Annotated in this window: 21 protein-coding genes, 1 other RNA gene and 1 pseudogene; 15 read left to right on the top strand and 8 right to left on the bottom strand. The window is 42.0% G+C overall.

What is annotated here, in order from left to right:
- The first annotated feature begins 5 nt into the window (after positions 1–5).
- Complete coding sequence (gene yjjG / locus L2703_RS00375; protein WP_248969173.1) at positions 6–698, top strand: pyrimidine 5'-nucleotidase; 693 nt, start codon at positions 6–8, stop codon at positions 696–698.
- A gap of 60 nt (positions 699–758) precedes the next feature.
- On the opposite strand, the gene L2703_RS00370 is transcribed toward yjjG, so the two are convergent.
- Positions 759–3,347, bottom strand: coding sequence for a penicillin-binding protein 1A (locus tag L2703_RS00370; protein ID WP_248969172.1), 2,589 nt, complete (start codon positions 3,345–3,347; stop codon positions 759–761).
- 185 nt (positions 3,348–3,532) lie between these two features.
- Between L2703_RS00370 and L2703_RS00365 the strand changes: the two genes are divergently transcribed.
- The 9 genes from L2703_RS00365 to L2703_RS00325 all read left to right on the top strand — a co-directional run bounded on the left by L2703_RS00365 (position 3,533) and on the right by L2703_RS00325 (position 12,644).
- Complete coding sequence (locus tag L2703_RS00365; RefSeq protein ID WP_248969171.1) at positions 3,533–4,612, top strand: pilus assembly protein PilM; 1,080 nt, start codon at positions 3,533–3,535, stop codon at positions 4,610–4,612.
- Positions 4,600–5,184 (top strand): PilN domain-containing protein, encoded by a 585-nt coding sequence (locus tag L2703_RS00360; RefSeq protein ID WP_248969170.1) that lies wholly within the window; start codon positions 4,600–4,602, stop codon positions 5,182–5,184. Before L2703_RS00365 ends, L2703_RS00360 begins: the two co-directional genes overlap by 13 nt.
- Positions 5,181–5,798 carry a type IV pilus inner membrane component PilO gene (locus L2703_RS00355; protein ID WP_248969169.1) on the top strand — a complete coding sequence of 206 codons (618 nt, stop codon included), beginning with the start codon at positions 5,181–5,183 and terminating at the stop codon, positions 5,796–5,798. The genes L2703_RS00360 and L2703_RS00355 overlap by 4 nt, the downstream gene beginning before the upstream one ends.
- Positions 5,798–6,316, top strand: a complete 519-nt coding sequence (locus L2703_RS00350) for a pilus assembly protein PilP (protein ID WP_248969168.1) — start codon at positions 5,798–5,800, stop codon at positions 6,314–6,316. The genes L2703_RS00355 and L2703_RS00350 overlap by 1 nt, the downstream gene beginning before the upstream one ends.
- Positions 6,317–6,337: 21 nt before the next feature.
- Positions 6,338–8,386: a type IV pilus secretin PilQ gene (locus L2703_RS00345; RefSeq protein ID WP_248969167.1), complete on the top strand. Its 2,049-nt coding sequence runs from the start codon at positions 6,338–6,340 to the stop codon at positions 8,384–8,386.
- A 276-nt stretch (positions 8,387–8,662) separates the two neighbouring features.
- On the top strand, positions 8,663–9,178 hold the full coding sequence (aroK, locus tag L2703_RS00340) for a shikimate kinase AroK (protein ID WP_160051903.1): 516 nt from the start codon (positions 8,663–8,665) through the stop codon (positions 9,176–9,178).
- A 6-nt stretch (positions 9,179–9,184) separates the two neighbouring features.
- Positions 9,185–10,264, top strand: a complete 1,080-nt coding sequence (gene aroB, locus L2703_RS00335; RefSeq protein ID WP_248969444.1) for a 3-dehydroquinate synthase — start codon at positions 9,185–9,187, stop codon at positions 10,262–10,264.
- 18 nt (positions 10,265–10,282) lie between these two features.
- On the top strand, positions 10,283–11,677 hold the full coding sequence (locus tag L2703_RS00330) for an AAA family ATPase (RefSeq protein WP_248969166.1): 1,395 nt from the start codon (positions 10,283–10,285) through the stop codon (positions 11,675–11,677).
- 130 nt (positions 11,678–11,807) lie between these two features.
- Positions 11,808–12,644, top strand: coding sequence for a Dam family site-specific DNA-(adenine-N6)-methyltransferase (locus tag L2703_RS00325; RefSeq protein ID WP_248969165.1), 837 nt, complete (start codon positions 11,808–11,810; stop codon positions 12,642–12,644).
- On the opposite strand, the pseudogene L2703_RS00320 reads toward L2703_RS00325, so the two are convergent.
- From L2703_RS00320 to L2703_RS00310, 3 genes and pseudogenes are all read right to left on the bottom strand, one after another.
- Positions 12,604–12,855, bottom strand: a pseudogene (locus tag L2703_RS00320) (hypothetical protein). The gene L2703_RS00325 and the pseudogene L2703_RS00320 overlap by 41 nt on opposite strands.
- Positions 12,856–12,938: 83 nt before the next feature.
- Positions 12,939–13,118 carry a DUF2970 domain-containing protein gene (locus L2703_RS00315; RefSeq protein ID WP_248969164.1) on the bottom strand — a complete coding sequence of 60 codons (180 nt, stop codon included), beginning with the start codon at positions 13,116–13,118 and terminating at the stop codon, positions 12,939–12,941.
- Between the two features lie 5 nt (positions 13,119–13,123).
- A complete protein-coding gene (locus L2703_RS00310; protein WP_248969163.1) occupies positions 13,124–13,495 on the bottom strand; it encodes a hypothetical protein in 372 nt (123 codons plus the stop codon).
- 381 nt (positions 13,496–13,876) lie between these two features.
- Here L2703_RS00310 and rpe point away from each other — a divergent pair, with 381 nt between their 5' ends.
- Genes rpe through trpS form a run of 3 tightly spaced genes read left to right on the top strand, consistent with a single transcriptional unit; the run spans position 13,877 to position 16,299 of the window.
- Positions 13,877–14,545, top strand: a complete 669-nt coding sequence (gene rpe, locus L2703_RS00305) for a ribulose-phosphate 3-epimerase (protein ID WP_248969162.1) — start codon at positions 13,877–13,879, stop codon at positions 14,543–14,545.
- 25 nt (positions 14,546–14,570) lie between these two features.
- On the top strand, positions 14,571–15,263 hold the full coding sequence (locus L2703_RS00300) for a phosphoglycolate phosphatase (protein WP_248969161.1): 693 nt from the start codon (positions 14,571–14,573) through the stop codon (positions 15,261–15,263).
- 37 nt (positions 15,264–15,300) lie between these two features.
- Positions 15,301–16,299 (top strand): tryptophan--tRNA ligase, encoded by a 999-nt coding sequence (gene trpS, locus L2703_RS00295; RefSeq protein ID WP_248969160.1) that lies wholly within the window; start codon positions 15,301–15,303, stop codon positions 16,297–16,299.
- 534 nt (positions 16,300–16,833) lie between these two features.
- On the opposite strand, the gene L2703_RS00290 is transcribed toward trpS, so the two are convergent.
- From L2703_RS00290 to L2703_RS00275, 4 genes are all read right to left on the bottom strand, one after another.
- A complete protein-coding gene (locus L2703_RS00290; RefSeq protein WP_248969159.1) occupies positions 16,834–17,409 on the bottom strand; it encodes a BON domain-containing protein in 576 nt (191 codons plus the stop codon).
- Positions 17,409–18,002: a phosphoheptose isomerase gene (locus tag L2703_RS00285; RefSeq protein WP_124017505.1), complete on the bottom strand. Its 594-nt coding sequence runs from the start codon at positions 18,000–18,002 to the stop codon at positions 17,409–17,411. Before L2703_RS00285 ends, L2703_RS00290 begins: the two co-directional genes overlap by 1 nt.
- A gap of 125 nt (positions 18,003–18,127) precedes the next feature.
- Positions 18,128–18,454 carry a YraN family protein gene (locus L2703_RS00280; protein ID WP_248969158.1) on the bottom strand — a complete coding sequence of 109 codons (327 nt, stop codon included), beginning with the start codon at positions 18,452–18,454 and terminating at the stop codon, positions 18,128–18,130.
- Positions 18,451–20,283: a penicillin-binding protein activator gene (locus L2703_RS00275; protein ID WP_248969157.1), complete on the bottom strand. Its 1,833-nt coding sequence runs from the start codon at positions 20,281–20,283 to the stop codon at positions 18,451–18,453. Before L2703_RS00275 ends, L2703_RS00280 begins: the two co-directional genes overlap by 4 nt.
- A gap of 89 nt (positions 20,284–20,372) precedes the next feature.
- Here L2703_RS00275 and rsmI point away from each other — a divergent pair, with 89 nt between their 5' ends.
- The gene (gene rsmI, locus L2703_RS00270) at positions 20,373–21,215 is read left to right on the top strand and encodes a 16S rRNA (cytidine(1402)-2'-O)-methyltransferase (RefSeq protein ID WP_248969156.1); all 843 of its coding nucleotides are present in this window, start codon (positions 20,373–20,375) and stop codon (positions 21,213–21,215) included.
- 53 nt (positions 21,216–21,268) lie between these two features.
- An RNA gene (gene rnpB, locus L2703_RS00265) (RNase P RNA component class A) lies at positions 21,269–21,636 on the top strand.
- Positions 21,637–21,706: the final 70 nt, after the last annotated feature.

Raw genomic sequence — 21,706 nt, 5'->3', positions numbered from 1 at the left:
TTTGGATGTCTAATTTACTTAGCAAGTATAAATGGATTTTATTTGACGCAGATGAAACGTTATTTCATTTTGATGCGTTTGCCGGATTAAAATTAATGTTCTCTCGTTTTGACATTGAATTTAATGCGGATGATTTTGCACGTTATCAGCAAGTCAATAAACCGCTTTGGGTTGAATATCAAAATGGATTAATTTCTGCCGCACATTTACAACATACACGGTTTAATGATTGGGCTCGAAGATTATCTGTTTCGCCTCAGTATTTAAACAGCCAATTTTTAACCGCGATGGCCGATATTTGTCAGCCCTTACCTGGTGCGCGTGAGTTAGTGGATTCGTTAACCGGTCGGGTTAATTTAGGTATTATTACCAATGGTTTTACGCAATTGCAAAGTATCCGTCTAAGTCGCACTGGGTTTCAAGATGCATTTAATCCAGTGGTCATATCAGAGCAATTAGGTAAAGCTAAGCCTGACATTGCGATTTTTAACCATGCATTGAATTTAATGGGCGAGCCAGAGAAGCATCAAGTGTTAATGGTTGGCGATAATCTTCATTCTGATATTTTGGGTGGGATGAATGCAGGTATCGATACCTGCTGGTTAAATCATTATGGTGCGCCACTCACCGATGATATTGCGCCAAGTTATCAAGTCAGTAATTTAACACAGTTACATCAGTTATTGCATGCAAATTAAGCAATAAAAAAGCCATTCGAGTGAATGGCTTTTTTATTAACGTACTTTTAAATAGCTTACTTACTGGAATAAATCTTCGGCGACATTGTCGATAAATATTTCCCCATTTTGTTGAGTATCAGTTACGTATTCTTTTGGTTCTGTTCCTTCAACAAAATATTCAAACTCGGTAGTGTGATCTGTTTTACGAGTTAATTTGCCAGTGGCTAAATCAATCCGCGCAGACACAATGCCTTTTGGTGGAATCACAGGATGCTCAGGGGTGCCAGCCAGTGCTTTATTCATAAAGTCATTCCAGCCTGGTCCTGCTGTTTTTGCTCCGGCTTCGCCACCTGAAATTTGATCTGGTTCACCGTTAGCCATCCAGCTCGAGCGACCTAATTGGCGACCATGATCATCAAATCCAACCCAGAATGTCGCGGTTAATGTTGGATTATATCCGGTAAACCAAGTGTCACGAGATTCGTTTGTCGTACCTGTTTTTCCGGCTATATCATGGCGTTTAATTAGTTTAGCTGCACGCCAAGCCGTGCCGTTCCAGCCTGTGCCTTTACTCCAATCTCCGCCACCCCAGATAACGCTCTTCAAGGCTTCTGTGATTAAGAATGACGTTTGTTCTGAAATAACCTGTTTAGCAAAACGTGCGTTAGGGTTACTGCATACGTTGTCTTCTGCACTCAGGGTCATTGGATCAAATTCATTATTGGTGTTGATCTCATTTGCTTGCTTTGTAACAGGTTGAGATAACTCCTCAGCCATTGCTGCAAATGGGTCATCAAGGTCAGTTATTGGTGCACTCGTATCTTGTGGTTTACTACACGCAATAGCAGGTATTGTTTGTTCAATCATATTGTCGTAACCATCAGTGATATGATCGATAAAGTACGGTTCAACTAAATATCCACCATTAGCAAATACGTTAAACGCAGTTGCTACCTGTAAAGGTGTGACAGATGGTGAGCCTAATGCCAATGATTCATTTCGCGGTAAATCGTTAGGATCAAACCCAAATTTAACCAATTCATTAATTGTGTTGTCGAGTCCAGCATGACGCATTGCACGCACCGCCATGACGTTTATCGATTGCGCTAATCCAACGCGTAAGCGTGTAGGTCCGCCATAAATATCAGGTGAGTTTTTAGGGCGCCACGCTGTACCTTGACGAATATCGGGCTTATTAATTGGCGCATTATTAATTAAGGTTGCTAAGGTGTAATCTTTTTCTAGCGCAGCCGCATAGATAAACGGCTTAATATTTGACCCTAATTGACGTTTTGCTTGTGTGACTCGGTTAAACTGGCTTTGACTAAAACTAAAGCCGCCTACTAATGTTCTGATGGCGCCATCGTGAGGGTCAAGTGATACAGTCGCACTTGATACCACGGGTATTTGCGACAATTGCCAATGCTTACCATTATGGCGGATCCACACTTGCTGTCCGGCAGTGAGTATCTCAGCGGCTTGTTTTGGTGGCAGGCCTTGACGCTTATCACTGATAAATTTGCGTGCCCATTTTAGCCCTTTCCATTCTAGGGTAATGGTGTTGCCTTCGCTGGTGAGTACTTGGGCCTGCTGCTCGCTAACGTTCATTACTGCTGCTGGGATGATGCCTTGCATCGATGGCGTGCGCTTTAAGGTATTAATGATTGCATCTTTAGCTAAAGGTGTATCTGTCCACAACTCGGCAGCAGGACCTCGATAGCCATGACGTTGGTCATAGGCAAAAACATTATCCCTTAATGATTCTTGAGCCATTAACTGTAAGTCAGATGAAATAGTGGTATAGACATTGTAACCATTGGTATACGCAGCCTCTTCACCGTACTTTTGTATCATGTAATCACGCGCCATCTCCGAAATATATGGTGCATATAAATCAATCTCAGCCCCATGATATTTAGCCGTTGATGGGCTGTTAATCGCTTCTTCATATTCGGCCTGAGTAATATTGCGTTTTTCAAGCATGCGACTTAATACCCAGTTGCGGCGTGCAACTGCGCGTTCTGGATTTCTTATCGGGTTGGCTGCTGATGGTGCTTGAGGCAGGCCAGCAATCATTGCCATTTCGGGGAGTGTGAGCTGGTGAAGTTCTTTGCCATAATACACTTGTGCTGCAGCGCCAACGCCGTAGGCTCGGTTACCCAAAAATGAGCGATTTAAATACAGTGCTAAAATTTCTTTTTTCGTTAAGGCTTTTTCAATTTTTAATGCTAAAAAAATCTCTTTAATTTTACGAATATAGGTTTTTTCGTTAGATAAAAAGAATCCACGAGCCACCTGTTGAGTAATTGTACTGGCTCCTTGGCTTTTTTTACCCGTGGTGATCAAAATCGTCGCTGCACGGATAATCCCTATAGGGTCAATACCGCGGTGCTCAAAAAAACGCGCGTCTTCGGTGTCTAGAACCGCGTTAATTAATTGTACGGGTACATCATCGTACTCAACCGGAATACGACGTTTTTCGCCAAATTGTGAAATAAGCTTCCCGTCTTTGCTGTAAATACGCAATGGGGTTTGCAATTGGACTGTTTTTAATGAATTAACGTCCGGCAAGTCGGGTAACACATAGAAGTAAGCAGCAGTAATCGCCGCAACTCCTAAAAGTGATAGGCTAAAAAAGGCGATTAATAAACGTTTAAACCATTTCACTCGATAATTCCAAGAAAAAACAAAAAAAGTAGTGATAGTATATAAGCCACAGTGTTTTTGGTGAAGTAAAACATGATCGAGTTAAAATAGTATTTGTAAAATGAAGAAACATTTTATACAAATACTAATAACGAGTTAATTATGTGCTAATCTCTTACAAAATAATAGAATTGTGATGACGGACTATGCTTTCTAAACTATGGAAGCGTCAAGCACCTCAAATGGTTGGGATTGATATTGGGTCTCATGAAATAAAAGCCATTTTGTTGAGCAAGACTGCAGATGGATATAAAATTCAAAATCATGCGTCAGTTCCTGTAAAAAAAGGAGCTGTAGTCGATCATGATATTCGCGATTCTGAAGCTGTGCTTGAGTCGTTGCGACAAATTAAGCGTATTTTGCCTAAATCGGTTAAATACGCTGCCGTTGCCGTTTCTGGTTCTGCAGTAATGACCAAAGTCATTTACATGGATGCAGCCTTAAACGAAGAAGAGATGGAAGCGCAAATCGAAATTGAAGCTGACAACTTGATCCCTTATTCTCTTGACGAAGTCAGTATTGATTTTGAGCGATTGAGTCCAAATGTGACCGATCCTACCAAAGTTGATGTGCTGTTAAGTGCTTGCCGAAGTGAAAATATTGACTCGAGAGTTGACGCGCTTGATGCTGTAGAGCTGGACGTAAAAGTTGTCGACGTTGAAGCTTATGCATTAGGGCGCTCGGCCGAATTGATTTATGGTCAGCTACCTGAAGGCGCAAAACAAAAATCGATTGCCATGATTGATATTGGCGCCAACATGACAACATTTGCTGTTGTCGAAAAAGGTGAGACGACTTTCATTAGAGAGCAAGCGTTCGGTGGTGAGTTATTTACTCAATCTATTTTGTCATTTTATGGCATGCCACATGATGAAGCTGAACGCGCAAAGGTGACAGGGCAGTTACCTCGAAACTATATGTTCGAAGTGTTATCACCCTTTCAAACCCAATTATTACAACAAATAAAGCGTACTCTCCAAATTTACTGTACAGCCAGTGGTCGAGAGAAAGTCGATTACCTTGTGTTATGTGGTGGAACTGCAAAATTAGAAGGCTTGGCCGAGTTACTCACAAACGAGTTAGGTGCGCTAGCTATGGTTGCAGACCCTTTTCAAGGCTGTTTACACGCAGACGATACAATGAAAAGCCAACTTCAGCCAAATATGAGTAAGTATATGGTGGCATGTGGTCTTGCGCTAAGGAGTTATGCTCAATGGCGAACATAAACTTATTACCATGGCGTGAAGAGGCCAGAGAAAAACAAAAGCGCGACTATATTGGTATTTTAGCGCTAGTCTTTCTGGTTACGTCGCTCGTCATTTATTTATTTTTAAGCTTTTTAGAAGTGGTCACAGATGATCAGCGTCAGAGAAACGCCTATCTGCAATCTGAAATCGCTTTATTAGATACTCAAATTGCTGAGATTAGAAAAATCACTGAGCGTAAACAAGATATTGAGCGTCGCACAGAGATTATTCTTAATTTACAACAGTCTCGTAATTTACCGACTCATGTATTAGATGAGTTAGTTCGTATTGTGCCACCCGGTATTTATCTTTCTAGTATTGAGAAGAAAGGCAGTATTTTGTGGATTGAGGGACGAAGCGAATCTAACAATAATGTTGCCAATATGATGAGAAAGGTGAAGACATCTTCATACCTGAACGATCCGAATATGCAATCAATCGTGACGCAAAACGAGGAGTTAAGGCAGCTACAAAGCTTTAAATTACGCGTAACCATTCGCGATGATTCACAGTCAACAGCTGTCGATACCAGCCAAGGAGCGAGAAAATGAATCTCGACCTAGATCAATTTAATGATATCGATTTTGAAAATATTGGTGGTTGGCCTAAATTAGTCAAAATAGTCTTTGCAGCTTTTTTATCAATTTGCGTTATTGGCGGTAGTTATTATTTATTTATTGCTGATGCTATTGATATTATGGAAGCTGAACAAGCTAAAGAAATTCAGTTGCGCGAAGATTTTGAAAATAAATATCGTTTAGCTGCAAATCTAAAATTATATCGTGAACAGCTCGTCGTCATGGAAGCCCAGTTTGCTGAACTATTAAAAATGCTGCCTTCTGAAAACGAAATGCCAGGCTTATTAGATGACCTGACTTTTGTTGCAACCGATGCAGGATTGAGAATTAACAGCCTTGATTGGGACAATGAAATTGAGCGTGATTTTTATATTGAGTTCCCGATTAAAATGGCTGTAGAAGGTGATTATCACGAAATTGGTAATATGGTCAGTGGTGTTGCAAAACTGCCTCGTATTGTCAGCTTGCATGACTTTGTGATTAAGCGAAATGACGCAGGCGAATTGTCGATGGACATATTAGCCAAAACCTATCGCTTTAAAGAAGGTGCTGAATTATCGCAAGCGAATAATAAGGGGGCACAATAATGAAATTATTACCTCTTTATGGCGTAATGTTGCTTTTATTGACCGGTTGTATTGGCGAACGCAGTGATTTAGAGCTATTTGTTACTACTACTAAGGCGCAACATGTCGCACGTATTCCGCCTTTAAAAGAAACACCTAAGTTTGAACATTTTGAATATCAAGCAGAACTTATGCGTAGTCCTTTTGTGCCGCCGTCCAGGGAGCTAACAGAAGAAGTGATTGATACGTCTAAGGACTGTTTACAACCGGACTTAAACCGTCGAAAAGGGCGTTTAGAAACATACGCACTGGACAATTTAAGAATGCGCGGAACCCTAAGTGAAGACGGGACGATTTGGGCGTTGGTTGAATCAACTGATGCCAATGTTTATCGTTTAGGGGTAGGTGAATATTTAGGGCTTTACCATGGCCGAATTGCTAAAGTAACTCCGCAATTTATCGAAATTATTGAATTAATCCCTGATGGTTCGGGTTGCTGGGCAGAAAGATCCAGTAATTTAGAACTGTCAGGAAAATAACGTGCGAAGGATGAGGGAATAATGGAATCTTCTGCCGCGATGAAAAAAGCAATAACAAACTCATCATTTTGTAGAGCGCTTATCGGTGCAATATTAATGGTTGGCATTGTGCCAAATGCATTAGCTGCTAATCGTCTAATGGACGTTAAATACCATTCTATGGTTGATCACCAATTAGAATTAGAACTTGTTTTTGAATCAGCTGTGACATCGCCTACAGTGGATCTTTCAGCAGAGCCTGCAGAAATTATGCTTAATTTTGCTGACACTATTTCTAATTTAAATAAAGGGGTAATACCGATAGAAAGTGTTGGTGTTGAAAAGCTGACTGCACAACAACAAGGCGGCGATTTACAAATTGTTGTTGCGTTAAATAACGTTAAACCATACCAAGGTAAAATTGTTGGTAACAGTTATCGGTTAACGATTAACGACGATGTCGCTGGGCCAAGCCAAGCAAGTAATCCATTTGTTAATGGCATTAAAAGTATTGATTTTCGTCGCAATAAAACCGGTGGTGGTGAAATACTGTTTAATTTAAACAATCGTTCAGTTGCAGCGAATGTGGAACAGGTGGGTTCTAAGCTCGAAATTAAACTATACAATACCGATATTGGTAATGACTTACTGTACGTCATGGACGTACAGGACTTTGCCACACCAGTAAGTAGTTTTGAAACGTTTAAAGATGACTTAACCGCACGTATTATGGTTGATATAGCGGGTAACTATGATTACAACTACCGTCAAGACGGTGATGTATTTAAAGTTAGCATTGATAAAATTGAGCGTGTATCTGTCGCAAAAGAAGCCAAAAAATACAATGGTCGTTCACTTTCTTTAAACTTTCAAAATATTTCAGTGCGCACAGTGCTGCAAATTATTGCTGATTACAATAATTTTAACTTAGTGACCAGTGATACCGTTGAAGGTGAAATTACATTACGCCTAGATGATGTGCCTTGGGACCAAGCGCTAGATTTAATCTTGCAAACCAAAGGTCTTGATAAACGAATCGAAGGAAATATTTTAATGGTTGCGCCAAGTGAAGAATTGGCCATCAGAGAAAGTAATGATCTAAAAAATCAGCAAGAAGTTAAAGAGCTAGCGCCTTTGTTTTCAGAGTACCTGCAAATTAATTATGCTAAAGCTATCGATATTGCAGAGTTACTTAAAACGACCGACTCCACCTTGCTATCTAATCGCGGCAGTGTGGCTGTAGATGAACGTACAAATACCTTACTGGTTAAAGACACTGCAGAAATTTTAGAAAATATACATCGCTTAATTGAAGTGCTCGATATACCGATTAAACAGGTATTAATTGAAGCACGCATGGTAACCGTAAAAGACGATGTGAGCGAAGATCTTGGGGTGCGTTGGGGGATAACCGATCAACAAGGCTCAGATGGCACTTCTGGTACGCTTGAGGGGGCTGCGAGCATTGCCGGTGGCACCATTCCAAGTATTGATGACAGGTTAAATGTGAACTTACCTTCAGCGGCCACATCAGCGTCTAGTATTGCTTTTCATGTTGCAAAACTGGCCGACGGTACCGTACTGGATTTTGAGCTAAGCGCATTAGAACAAGAAAACAAAGGCGAAATTATTGCCAGCCCGCGTATTACGACGTCAAATCAGAAGTCGGCATATATTGAGCAGGGTGTTGAAATCCCTTATGTTGAATCTGCTTCTAGTGGAGCAACCACGGTAAGCTTTAAAAAAGCGGTATTGTCATTACGTGTAACACCGCAAATTACACCCGATGACCGCGTTATTTTAGATCTTGAAATTACACAAGACTCACAAGGTACAACTGTGTCAACGGGTACGGGTGATGCTGTGGCAATTGATACGCAGCGTATTGGAACTCAAGTGCTTGTGAATAATGGTGAAACAATTGTATTGGGCGGGATTTATCAGCAAAACCTAATCAGTAGTGTAAGCAAAGTGCCTATTTTAGGTGACATTCCGTTAGTTGGATTTTTATTCAGAAACACTTCAGATTCCAACGAGCGCCAAGAGCTGTTAATCTTTGTTACTCCAAAAATCGTAACCGAAAAGTTATAAGTTAAATCAACAGTCTCAATATCTGTTGCGTTTAAAAAGCCAGCTGCCCGTAGCTGGTTTTTTATTGGGCGATGAGCATGTTATACGACGTTAATCAGCGACGTTTTGAGGTGTAAATTAATTAAATCAGTTTAAATCGCGACGATGGCTTGCAAGTAATAGCCCATAACTGAGATAATCCTCCGTCAAGTCTCATTAGAGCAAGGTTAAATTATAGGTCGGCTTGAGTTTAAGTCGATAAGGCATTCTTCCATATAAGATTCAGACGTATACGAAATGGCTGAAAAACGTAATATTTTTCTGGTAGGCCCTATGGGCGCAGGTAAAAGCACAATTGGTCGCCATCTGGCTCAAATGCTGCATTTAGATTTCCACGATTCAGATCACGAGATTGAACAACGTACAGGTGCAGATATTGCCTGGGTGTTCGATGTTGAAGGTGAGGAGGGGTTCCGTCGTCGTGAAGCTCAAGTCATCGCTGATCTTTCAGAAAGGCAAGGTATCGTTCTCGCAACAGGTGGTGGTTCTGTTCAGAGTAAAGATATTCGCAATTATCTTTCTGCTCGAGGTATAGTCGTTTACTTAGAAACAACGATAGACAAACAAGTTGCGCGTACTCAGCGTGATAAACGTCGTCCGTTGTTACAAGTAGATGATCCACGTGAAGTGCTCGAAAGTTTAGCTGAAATCCGCAACCCTTTGTATGAAGAAATTGCGGATGTTATTGTTAAGACTGACGAACAAAGCGCGAAGATCGTCGCAAACCAAATTATCGAGCAACTTGGCTTTTAGGTAAATATCATGCAGCAGATTCAGGTTCAATTAGGTGATAGAAGTTACCCCATTTACATTGGCCAGAATTTGATGAGTGATGGCGAGTTATTTACTCGCTACCTGCAACATAAAAAAGTGCTAATTGTTTCAAACGATACCATTGCTCCGTTGTACCTAAAACAGGTACAACAAGCGATGAGTGCTTGCACATCGATTGAAACTGTTATTTTGCCTGACGGCGAACAATACAAAGACCTGCAACACCTCGATTTAATCTTTAGTGGATTACTTGAGCATAATTTTGCTCGAGATTCTGTTTTAGTTGCGCTCGGTGGTGGTGTGGTTGGTGACATGACGGGCTTTGCTGCGGCATGTTATCAGCGAGGTATCGATTTTATCCAAGTGCCGACAACGTTACTGTCACAAGTTGATTCCTCTGTTGGCGGTAAAACGGCTGTCAATCATCCGCTTGGGAAAAACATGATCGGTGCATTTTACCAGCCTAAGTCTGTCATTATTGACACCCTGTGTTTACAGACATTGCCAGCAAAAGAGTTTGCGGCAGGTATGGCCGAGGTGATCAAATATGGCATTATTTGGGATAACGATTTTTTTCAGTGGCTTGAGCAGAATGTAGAGTCTCTGAAGGCACTAGACACAGACGCTTTAACGTATGCGATAGCAAAATGCTGTCAGATTAAGGCCGAAGTTGTAGAGCAGGATGAAACTGAGCAGGGTGTTAGGGCTTTACTCAATCTAGGTCATACATTTGGTCATGCCATTGAGGCTGAGATGGGGTATGGTGTTTGGTTGCATGGTGAGGCTGTTGCTGCTGGTACCATTATGGCCGCGAAAACCGCGCATAAGTTACATCTACTCGATGAAAGCTATGTAGAGAGAATAACACTTCTTATGCAAGCTTTTGACTTACCGATTATGCCACCAGAATCGATGGATTTTGACAGTTTTATTAAACATATGCGCCGCGATAAAAAAGTGCTTGGTGGCAAAATTCGGTTAATATTACCCACGCAAATTGGTCATGCGGATGTGTTTGGTGATGTCAGTGAAGACGTACTTAAACAGGTTATTAACCGCGCGTAAATTAGGTGTGGTGACATTTTGACAGCCCCAGGACTTTTGTTACTTCCTACTCAAGAAGCGCTCGTTCAGCGTTTACAGCATATTGCCAGTTACAGTGAGCAGTTATTGGTTTTGTGTGGTGATCAAGGGTCAGGAAAGTCTACGCTTGTAGCTGCTTTAGCCAGTGAACTGGATGAGTATAATTCTGCTTTAGTGGTTTGTCCTAAGCATGCAGACAGTGCTGAGATCCGACGTAAAATTCTGGTGCAGTTAATTTCGGCTCCTATTTTTGATGATGAGCGTCCATTAATGGACACCATTCTTAGGATCCAATCTAGTCTTGATAAACCGTTACACATTATTATTGATGATGCACATCTTCTGCCAAAAGAAATCTGGGCTGAGTGTATTTTATTAAGTCAAATTCGCTGTGCAGGTAAACCAGTTGCGGTTACCGTGACAGTAGAGCCAGGTTTTTGGCGCACTTTAACCACAGATTTGGCCGATGATACTCGCGCATTATTACTTCAAGTTCACATCGAACCGCTTCCTATCGCTGAACGTGATGGCTTATACCAAAGCTTGTTACTGCGCAGTCAAAAAACACCTTTTATTCCGCGCGAGATTATTCATAAGCAACTTGAAAAACAGTTGGGTACACCTGCAGAGGTTGTTCAATTACTCACTTTAGCATTAGAGTCTCCAGAAGAAATACAAACACCACATTTGCGCCATGTTAAGTTGGCTGGCTATTTTTTCGTGGTGTTGGGTTTAGTTGTCGGTGGATGGTTTGTTCATCAACAGCGTAGTCTTGATGACACATCAACAAAATCGCTGGAGTTAACGGCAGCTCAGGCCGTAGTTCGTAAACAAGCAAACCAATACCTGATAGCGTTTGGTGAGCAACAATTACAGACATACTTTGTGCAACGCCGTTTGGCTGAGAGTAAAGTGGTTGCAAACCAGCAAGCAGAATTATTGATTAAGCAACAGCTAGAAGCTGAAAATGCAGATCCTGTTGAGCAAGCCGTTGCGGATATTGTGCCTCTTGATAATCACACAGACGTCATTGTGAATTCATCGGTTGAGGGGCTTTCCTTTCAAGGTAAGCTGCCAAAAGCACAGCCACATGCCGTTAACCAGCCTCAACAGATCCTTGATAAAGATAAGACGCCAAATAAAATTAAAGGTTTTACGCTACAACTTGCGAGCGTGAATGATAAGTCGTCATTGTCGCCTATATTGACTAAGTTAGCCCAAGAGCCGCAAGTTTATATCATGCGTTATAAACAGCGATTCGTTATTTTTTTGGGTGATTTTGACACTTTTGCAGCAGCTGATGCCAAAGCAAAACAATTACAAACACAATATCTTTTATCTGCTCCTTGGGTGAGGAAGTGGGCAGATTTAAATGATTATCAACGAGTTGAGTAAGCCATAACCACTTATTGGTTTGCATGAATAATATGCTTAATCACCATAATTTATCGATTTTATACGATGATAATTACCATTAAACAGAGTACAATCATCAGCTTTAATTTTGCTGGCATAGTGTCTATTTATGATAAAAAAGCATAGAGCCTTTCTGAAATGGGCGGGTGGTAAATATAAACTCGTTGATGAGCTAGCAAAGCACCTTCCTGCAGGAAACCGCCTAATTGAACCTTTTGTTGGAGCGGGTTCAGTATTTTTAAATACAGATTACGACCACTATTTACTTTGCGATATCAATCAAGATTTAATTAATCTGTATAACATCATAAAACAAAACCCAGACACTTACATTGAAGCGGCAAAGGCAATGTTTGTTGATGAAATGAATAATAAACAAGCTTATTACCGAGTACGTAGCGAGTTTAATGCTACAAGTGATCCTTTTGTTCGTTCAGTATATTTTTTGTATATGAACCGCCATGGTTTTAATGGTCTTTGTCGTTATAACCGCAAAGGCGGCTTTAATGTGCCTTTTGGGTCCTATAAAAAACCATATTTTCCAGAAGCAGAAATACGTAATTTTTCAATAAAAGCGAAAAAAGCCACATTTAAATGCATTAGCTACGAGCAAGCATTTGAGCTTGCTAATGTCGGTGATGTTATTTACTGCGACCCACCGTATGCACCACTATCAACAACGGCTAGCTTTACGACCTATGCAGGCCCAGGGTTTAGTTTGGATGACCAAGCGCTTCTTGCTCGCCATTCAAGGCATATAGCCCATGAACGAAATATCCCGGTTTTAATCAGTAATCATGATATTCCGCTGACTCGCGAGTTATACCGAGGAGCGCAATTTTCAACGATTGCAGTACAGCGAAATATCAGCCAAAAAGGCAGTACACGTAATAAAGTGGATGAGATTATGGCGCTGTTTGATCATCATTATCGTAATGATGACTAGGGTCTGTTGATCTTTCAAGGTTGTTTTTGCAGCGAATTGTTGGCCATTTGTACAAGGCAGAGACTTTGAAGTGTAGTTATTCTACATAAAAAGTCGATAACGTAGTAAAAATGACCAACAAACGCTGCCCACAGGGTTCGGCTAAAAACGTTTTACTCTTTGTTGAACGATGCTTTACAAATAAAGAGTTGCTTAGGTGGCTAGGCTTCAATCCATTCGCCTCGATTAAAACGTTTTTAACTCGAACAAAATTCAACCAGCAAAGATCTACAGACCCTAGTGTGAGTTGCAGGGTTAGCTCAATACGAGGTTAACAATAAACAGCAAAGTTAAGACAAAACTGAGTGCTAAAACAATACCCATGATAATAAATGGGAGCGCAGAGCGTGATTGAAAGTCTTGGCGGCGGTTTTGATCGGTTTGTACACCGAAAAAGGCTGCAATCGTACTACCTAGTACCCGCCTAAAAGACATTAAGGCTATATCTGCTCTGAGCTATTAGAGGTGGGCATATCTTGAAGTGGTTTTTCTTTATGCCCATGAATCAGTTCTAATAAATCGATAAAGTGAAATTGGCTTGACCGACTATTACCCGTGACCCAATTACCCCAACTGACATGATTGGATTGCTCAGCACAACGATTGGCCGGATGGCTACTGGGGAGGCTCGTGTTATAGCTTTTGTTATTGTCACATACACAGGCGCTTGTGTTAGCGGAGGTGTTTTCTGTGGCCATGAGTACCTGGCTAATCAGCAACGCACAAGCTGAGGTTGCAAATACAGCATATACTGGTGTTGGCAACAATGTACCAGCACGACCAGTCAACTTATTTAATAATTGCTTAACCATAAGGTTTACCCTATCCGTGGTTTATGCGATGTGCATTCGATCAATGATAATATACCAAAGTATGAGTGCTATTGTAGCTGACTAAATATAAATCATCGATTCATTTTGTATAACGCCGATTAACCCTTTAACGCTTGGCATGTATCACAGCAATTAAGGATTACCTTGCAGAGTTCAAATCGAGTTTAACAACTCTTGTATTATAACAATATAGCTTAGTTATTGAACACTGCTTTGTGACATCGCACCGACAAATCCGACTTCTGTTCTACTTTTTGACAAATATCTGCAACTCTCCATGCTTTTTTGGCTTTTCAGCCTAGAGGCTTAGGTCTGCAAAGGGTAAAATGTCGTCACTTTGATCTGCCAATAGAGAAGATTATGCGCCCATTTTTGATAGCACCATCGATTTTGTCTGCCGATTTCGCCCGTTTAGGTGATGATGTCAAAGCGGTACTCGATGCCGGCACTGACGTGGTTCATTTTGATGTTATGGACAATCACTATGTCCCTAACTTAACAATAGGACCTATGGTTTGTACGGCTTTACGTCACTATGGGATCACTGCCGATATCGATGTGCACCTCATGGTGAAACCTGTCGATCGCATTATTCCCGATTTTGCCAAAGCCGGTGCGTCGATCATTACTTTCCATCCTGAAGCCTCAGAGCACATTGACCGTACATTACAGCTTATCAAAGAATCTGGCTGTAAAGCGGGCTTAGTATTTAACCCTGCTACGCCATTGCATTACCTTGATCATGTCATGGATAAGCTTGATGTCATTCTGTTGATGTCTGTTAATCCTGGTTTTGGTGGTCAGTCATTTATTCCAAGTACATTAGAAAAGTTGCGTCAGGTGCGAGCTCGTATTGATGCCAGTGGATTTGATATCCGCCTTGAGGTTGATGGCGGAGTAAAAGTGGACAATATTGCCGAAATTGCCGCAGCAGGTGCGGATATGTTTGTTGCCGGCTCTGCCATTTTTAATCAGCCAGATTACAAAGTTGTTGTGGATCAAATGCGAGCTGAATTAGCCAAGGTGTGATTTGCACAATAAAGTGAGGTTGCCAATGGGTCATTGGGCAAATATTAAAGCCATCGCGTTTGATTTAGACGGGACATTAATTGATAGTGTGCCCGACTTAGCTGCCGCGACAAATGCGACGCTAGTCGAGTTTAATTTACCGCCTGTGTCAGAGGATTTGGTCAGAAGCTGGGTTGGAAATGGCGCACAAATATTAATGCAACGGGCGTTAAGCTTTGTGTGTGCACAAGCACAAGACAGCCAAGAGATTCAGGTAAAGCTTGAGCAAACCATGCCAAGGTTTATGCATCATTACGGTGAACATTTACAGCAACATAGCCTTTTATATTCTGATGTTTTAGCCGTATTACAACAACTTAAACAAGCTGGTTATAAGCTGGCGGTTGTCACAAACAAGCCCTATCGTTTTACCATTCCACTATTACATTCTTTTGGCTTAGATGGGCTGTTTTCTGACGTGCTAGGTGGAGACTCTCTTGCCAAAATGAAGCCAGATCCCATGCCTTTGCAGCATTTATTGGCAAAGTGGCAAGTCAGCTCATCACAGTTTTTGATGGTGGGTGATTCAAAGAATGACATTTTAGCGGCTAAAGCGGCAAATGTGATGTCGATTGGCTTGACCTACGGCTATAACTACGGCGAAGATATCGGCTTAAGTGAACCCGATGCGGTATGCGAAAACTTTTCTGAGTTACGCCAGTACCTACTTTCGCATTAATTTGAATTTTATAAGATAAACCGGAGCAATAAAACACATGACCAAACCCATAGTTCTCAGCGGTGCACAGCCATCAGGCGAATTGACCATAGGTAATTATATGGGCGCACTACGTCAATGGGTTGCCATGCAAGACAGCCATGATTGCTTATATTGCGTTGTAGATTTACATGCCATTACTGTGCGTCAAGACCCACAAAAGCTACGCGAGGCGTGTTTAGATACGCTGGCATTGTACTTGGCATGTGGTGTCGACCCTAAAAAAAGTACCGTGTTTATTCAATCACAAGTCCCGCAACACACTCAATTGGGCTGGGCATTAAACTGTTATACCCAAATGGGTGAGCTTAACCGCATGACCCAGTTTAAAGATAAATCGCAAAAGCATGCCAATAACATTAACGTGGGCTTGTTTGGTTACCCAGTATTGATGGCGGCCGACATTTTGCTCTATCAAGCGAATGAAATCCCGGTGGGCCAGGATCAAAAGCAACATTTAGAGTTAACGCGCGATATCGCAACGCGTTTTAACAACGCGTATGGCGACACCTTTACTATTCCTGAACCGTTTATTCCAGAGCACGGTGCCAAGGTGATGTCACTGCAAGACCCATTAAAGAAAATGTCTAAGTCAGATGACAACCGCAACAATGTGATAGGGCTACTCGAAGATCCAAAGGCCATTTTAAAGAAAGTAAAAAAAGCCATGACCGACAGTGAAGAGCCACCAGTGGTACGTTTTGATGTTGAGCAAAAGCCTGGTGTATCTAATCTACTTAGCTTAATGTCTGGTTGTACAGGGCAATCAATTGCGTCGTTAGAGGCTGAGTTTGAAGGCAAGATGTATGGCCATTTGAAAGTGGCGACCGGTGAGGCTGTTGTAGGGATGCTTGAACCACTACAAGCTCGTTTTAAAGAATACCGCGCTGATGATGCATTTTTAAGACAAGTTATGGCAGACGGCGCCGAAAAAGCCCAGGCTCGCGCTGAAGTGACCATAAAGAAAGTGTATGAAAAAATTGGTTTAATTGTGTAATACCAATCAACAAAAAATGTGATCATGCTTATTGGTTAACATCGCTTATAACTTGGCTTATAACGTCGTTAGACATGTTGATGTTAGCACAACTCGCTCGCTGCAATTTTTGACTTGTGTTAAGCGATTTTTCCTACGCAATCTTTGATCATTTATTTAACCTGAGCTCGGGATAAGGGATGAAATTATACTGTTTAAAATCAATATGTTACCCATTCTCACTTTCAAGCTTGTCATTTGTTCTGCTAACAAGGCGAATTGACGCGTCAATAGCTAGCCTATTGTAAGTCGATTCAACGCAGTGAGCAGGGCAAAGGACTGTTTGAAAGGCATTTATTATCCCGAGCTCAGGTTATTTAGCCTGATTGGTATTATCCTTGTCGGGTTAATAAAAAATACGCCAGCAAGATTGCTGGCGTATTTTTTGGCACTCATTGAAAACCTGAGGTTATTAGAAGGTGATCTATTTTAGGCTGCCTCGACTACCTCACTGATAACTTTCGCTAAAAACGCAAATTCTAATGCGGATTGGTATTATTTAGCTGGTTCAGTGTATTCAAACACTTTTACCACTTTACGCACACCTGCCGTGTTGCGGGCAATCTCTACCGCTAAATCAGCTTGCTTGCGATCAATAAGCCCTAATAAAAACACTTCACCATTTTCGGTAATCACTTTAATACGTGTAATATCAAGCGACTTTTCATTTAGCATACGCCCTTTGACTTTGGTTGTGACCCAGGTGTCGTTACTTCGTGTGGTAAACGAGGTTGGCGTGCCAATTCTGATTTGATTATGTATCTTGCCGCCAATTTCTAAGTCTTGTACAACCTTAATGGCTTTATCTCGCAGCATTGAGTTTGGCGCTTGGCCAATCATCAATACATTGTTGTTCATCACTACTGCTGCAATATTGGTTTGATTATTCAGGTCATCGTACTTAGACAAGGCACTAGCGATAGTAAAATCGGCATTGGTATCGCTAATTTGAGTGCTCATACTGCGCTCATCATTAGCCATTTTGGCACCACCGACAGCGCCCACCATCACGGCACCAGCACAGCCTTGAAGCAGTATTGTTAATACTGAGATAACGAATAATCTATTCATTATGCTTGTTCATCCTGTGGGAATAATGTGCGGTCTATGTTATCGCACAAGCAATGAATAACCAGCAAATGCACTTCTTGGATGCGGGCTGTCACATTCGACGGTACACGGATTTCTACGTCACCTGCACTCATCAAACCGGCCATAGCGCCGCCGTCTTTACCGGTTAAGGCGACTATCGTCATATCACGGCTTAAAGCTGCTTCCATTGCTTTAATGATATTACCAGAGTTACCACTCGTGGAAATGGCCAGTAAAATATCACCAGGTTGCCCAAGTGCTAAAATTTGCTTTGAGAAAATCTCATCATAGCTGTAATCGTTAGCAATGGCGGTAATTGTTGACGTGTCGCAACTTAATGCAATGGCTGGCAGAGGTGGACGTTCAATTTCATAACGGTTTAATAGTTCAGCAGAAAAATGTTGTGCATCGCCCGCGCTGCCGCCATTACCGCATGATAGGATTTTATTGCCGCCAAGAAGACATTGCACCATCATCTCTGCTGCTTTTTCAATTGACTCAGGTAGTGCTTCAGCGGCATCTATTTTGGTCTGAATTGATTCGGTGAAACTATCTTTAATTCGTTCTAACATGCAACTATCCTTACGATAAATAATCTCTACCATGTGGCTGACACGCTTTGAGTTAGCAAATCAAACTACGTTGGTAATTTGGATATATGATGCCACAAAACCAAGTGATGGTAATCAGTTGTGGCTTAAAAACAGCCTTGTAGCCAGTTTATTTCATTAATATTCATCGCGATGACATCAAAGCGACAAGGCGGATTCAGTTTTTGCCGTTGTAGGTAATGATCTGCCGCCAAACGAATACGAGAAATTTGTTTGCCCGTTAAGGCGTTGATGGCGCCACCAAAGTGGTTTGACGCCCTAAATTTTACTTCAACAAACACCCATACATCCTGTTGGCGCATCACTAAGTCGATTTCACCAAAGGGGTAGCGCACGTTAGCATCTACAAATGTCAGACCTTGTTGTTCAAGATAAGTTCTGGCACGTTGTTCTGCTAACTGCCCTTTATTCATAACGGTTTGAGCTGTCCTTGGGTGTATTTACCCCATGATAACTGACGCTCAATAACGCCATTAGGCTTCACCGATAACGCACCGCTACGGCCCATAAATTGGTACCCTGGGAACGCCCGCATTTGCGCTAAACGATTGACTAATTCAAGTGAGTCAAATCCCATCACATATAAGCGTTTTTGGCTGTTATTCCAAGAGCTCCATAACTGGGACACCATTTGCGTTTCATTGCTTGGACGCATCAACCAGGGAATATCACTTATCATTAGGTTATTTAAATCTTGTGCCGCTTGGCTGGATTCGTTCTCAACTCGGCTGCGACTGCTTGTGTATAGAGCCACTGGTGTTGAAAAAACACTAAAATTAACATCTAAAAACGGTTTTAATAATGCCAAGTCTTGCGAGCCTGAAATAAGGTAAATCGCATCGATATCCTGACGAGAACGAAAATCCGACTCGAGTCGACTACCGAGTAAATCACGCATCCGACTAATACGAGCCTGACTGTCGTTGACACCGAGTGCAGCTTGCACTGTGACCTTCATTTGATCGCCAGCATCATAATAATGCACTTCGGCATTGTCGCTGGTTAAACTAAGCCAAGTTTGTTTAAAGCTTTCTGCCATGCGTTTACCAATAGGGTCATTGCTGGCAAGTAAAAGCGGTAGTTTTACCCCATCGCTAAATAATTTATGCGCCGCGTCACTGGCTTCTTGTGCAGGAGATAGCGAAAAGTAAAATTGATTCGGCTGCGGATTAAAATGTTCCGTTTGATTAAGGTATAGCTGTGGAATCGTGCTCTTTTGCTTATCGTTTAGTTTTTGTAGCTCTTCTACTTCGTTTGGCAGTAAAGGCCCAATAATGAACTCAGCACCTTGGGTGACAGCTTCATTGTAAGCAGCAATGATACCGAGTTGAGTATCGTAAAAATTAACCGCAACATTACTGTCATATTCAGATAAGTAGCTGGCGATTATACCTTGGCGAATAGGCTCTGCTACAACGGCTCTCGGGCCGGTTAACGGTAGCAATACCGCAATGTTCTGTGGTCTAAATGGCTTTGCACTTAAGGCTTTTTCTAAATCCGCAGGCAGCTTAATGGCAGCCGGGTGGTAAGGATTATTGCGTTGCCATTCTCCAAGGTAACGAACAAGTTGCGTTGGCTCAACCGCATAGTGTTTGGCAATGTAGGATAACTGTAACCAACCAGCAAAAATAGGATTAGAAGGATCGCGCATAAATGACTGCACGGTTTCTTCTTGAAGTGGTTGTAATATTGCCCAAATGGCATTGTTGACCGTGGTAGTCTCTGACTTTGGCAAATAATTGCTTAAAAGACTGAGCTGCTTAACCTGATCAATTGATTGTTGAGTATTTTTATACAACTTTGCTTTAAACTGGTGATAACTAGCCATTTGCCAGCGTGGAAGCTGCCAATGTGGTGGGTATTGTAATATTTCTAATGCGGCTTCGTTACTTGTTGTTTTTTCAGCAATACGAGCGCGCAAGTAGATATGCTCAGCTTGAACTGTTGGCACATTAACCATCGACTTTTGCATCGACGTTAAAATGTTTGTCGCCGAATTAACGTTACCATTATTAATGTAAGCATGAGCCGCCAGTAATAAATAACGGTCGCGCTTTTCTGGTAGACTGCTATTTTTGGCTTCGGTTAAGTAGATTTTAGCCGGATGTTCGGCGGCAACCAATGATGTGCTTATTTCAATGTATTCTCTTTGCTTTCGCTGTTGCTCGGTAGCACAACCTACCAATAAGACAGAGAAAATCATCGCGCACACTAATTTTGTTGTATTCAGTCTTTTTAACACTTGGCTTCACTCTGGTAAGATACTGTCATTAGTTTAACCTGCTCTGACGCTGGGCGAAAGTATCAGGTAGATTCATTATTGAGGTAATTATGGACCAAATGGTCTCGCTGTATATTGTTCCCACCCCTATTGGTAATTTAGGCGACATTAGCGCTCGTGCATTAGAGGTGCTGCAACAGGTTGACTTAATTGCTTGTGAAGACACCAGGCACAGTGGCAAGCTACTGAGTCATTTTGGTATTGAAACCCGTAAAACCGCGTTGCATGATCATAATGAACGTGATCGTGCTCAGTGGATTGTTGAGCAATTAGCCTCAGGTAAATCGATTGCACTGATCTCTGATGCCGGTACCCCTTTAATTTCAGACCCAGGGTATCATCTCGTTAACCATGTTCGCCAAGCGGGTTATCGCGTGGTGCCATTGCCCGGAGCATGTGCAGCAATTACAGCACTGAGCGCCTCGGGGTTACCATCAGACAGATTCAGTTTTGAGGGCTTTTTACCGTCAAAAGAAAAAGCCCGTATCGACAAGCTGGAAATGCTTAAAGAAGATCCCCGAACCTTAATTTTTTACGAGTCACCACATCGAATTGTATATAGTTTACGCGCGATCGCACAAGTACTTGGAGATGATAGACAAGTGGTTATGGCACGCGAAGTGACTAAAACCTTTGAAACATTTTTGACCGGAACCGCAGCAGAAGTCGTGGCCATGGTAGAAGCTGACGACAATCAGCAGAAAGGTGAAATCGTGTTAATGTGCCATGGTTTTGCGTTATCTGACGAAGAAGCCATTCCTGCTGTTGCCGTTGCCACGTTAAAGTTGTTAAGTGAAGAGTTACCGCTGAAAAAAGCCGCTGCTATTGCCGCGCAAATTCACGGATTAAAGAAAAATGCGCTATACAAATACGGTTTAGAGCTCGATTTATAAACTCGGAAGGTTTTAGCATTGGTTTGTTGGCTTGCTTAGGCTATAATCCGCGCCGAGTTGGCCAGACAGTTGCTGCGTACTTAGGTACGGGGAGGAAAGTCCGGGCTTCAAAGAGCAGGGTACCAGGTAACGCCTGGGCGGTGTGAACCGACGACAAGTGCAACAGAGAGGAGACCGCCATTTTAGCTTTGGCTAAAGTGGTAAGGGTGAAAGGGTGCGGTAAGAGCGCACCGTGCGACTAGCAATAGTTCGTAGCAAGGTAAACTCTACCCGAAGCAAGACCAAATAGGGTTCCATTACTTTAAATAGTATATGCGCTGCTCGCGTAGGAACCGGGTAGGTTGCTTGAGCCTGTGAGCGATTGCAGGCCTAGATGAATAACTGTCCACGACAGGACCCGGCTTATCGGCCAACTCACCCTCTTTATATGAAAGGCCTCGCAGCAATGCGAGGCCTTTTTTATAGGTTAAAGCTAAAGCTTGAAAAATGTT

Origin of the sequence: Shewanella basaltis (assembly GCF_023283885.1) — a bacterium.
Classification (GTDB): Bacteria; Pseudomonadota; Gammaproteobacteria; order Enterobacterales; family Shewanellaceae; genus Shewanella; species Shewanella basaltis.
Note: the sequence above shows the minus strand (reverse complement) of the source record. Positions and strands in the feature narration are given on the sequence as shown.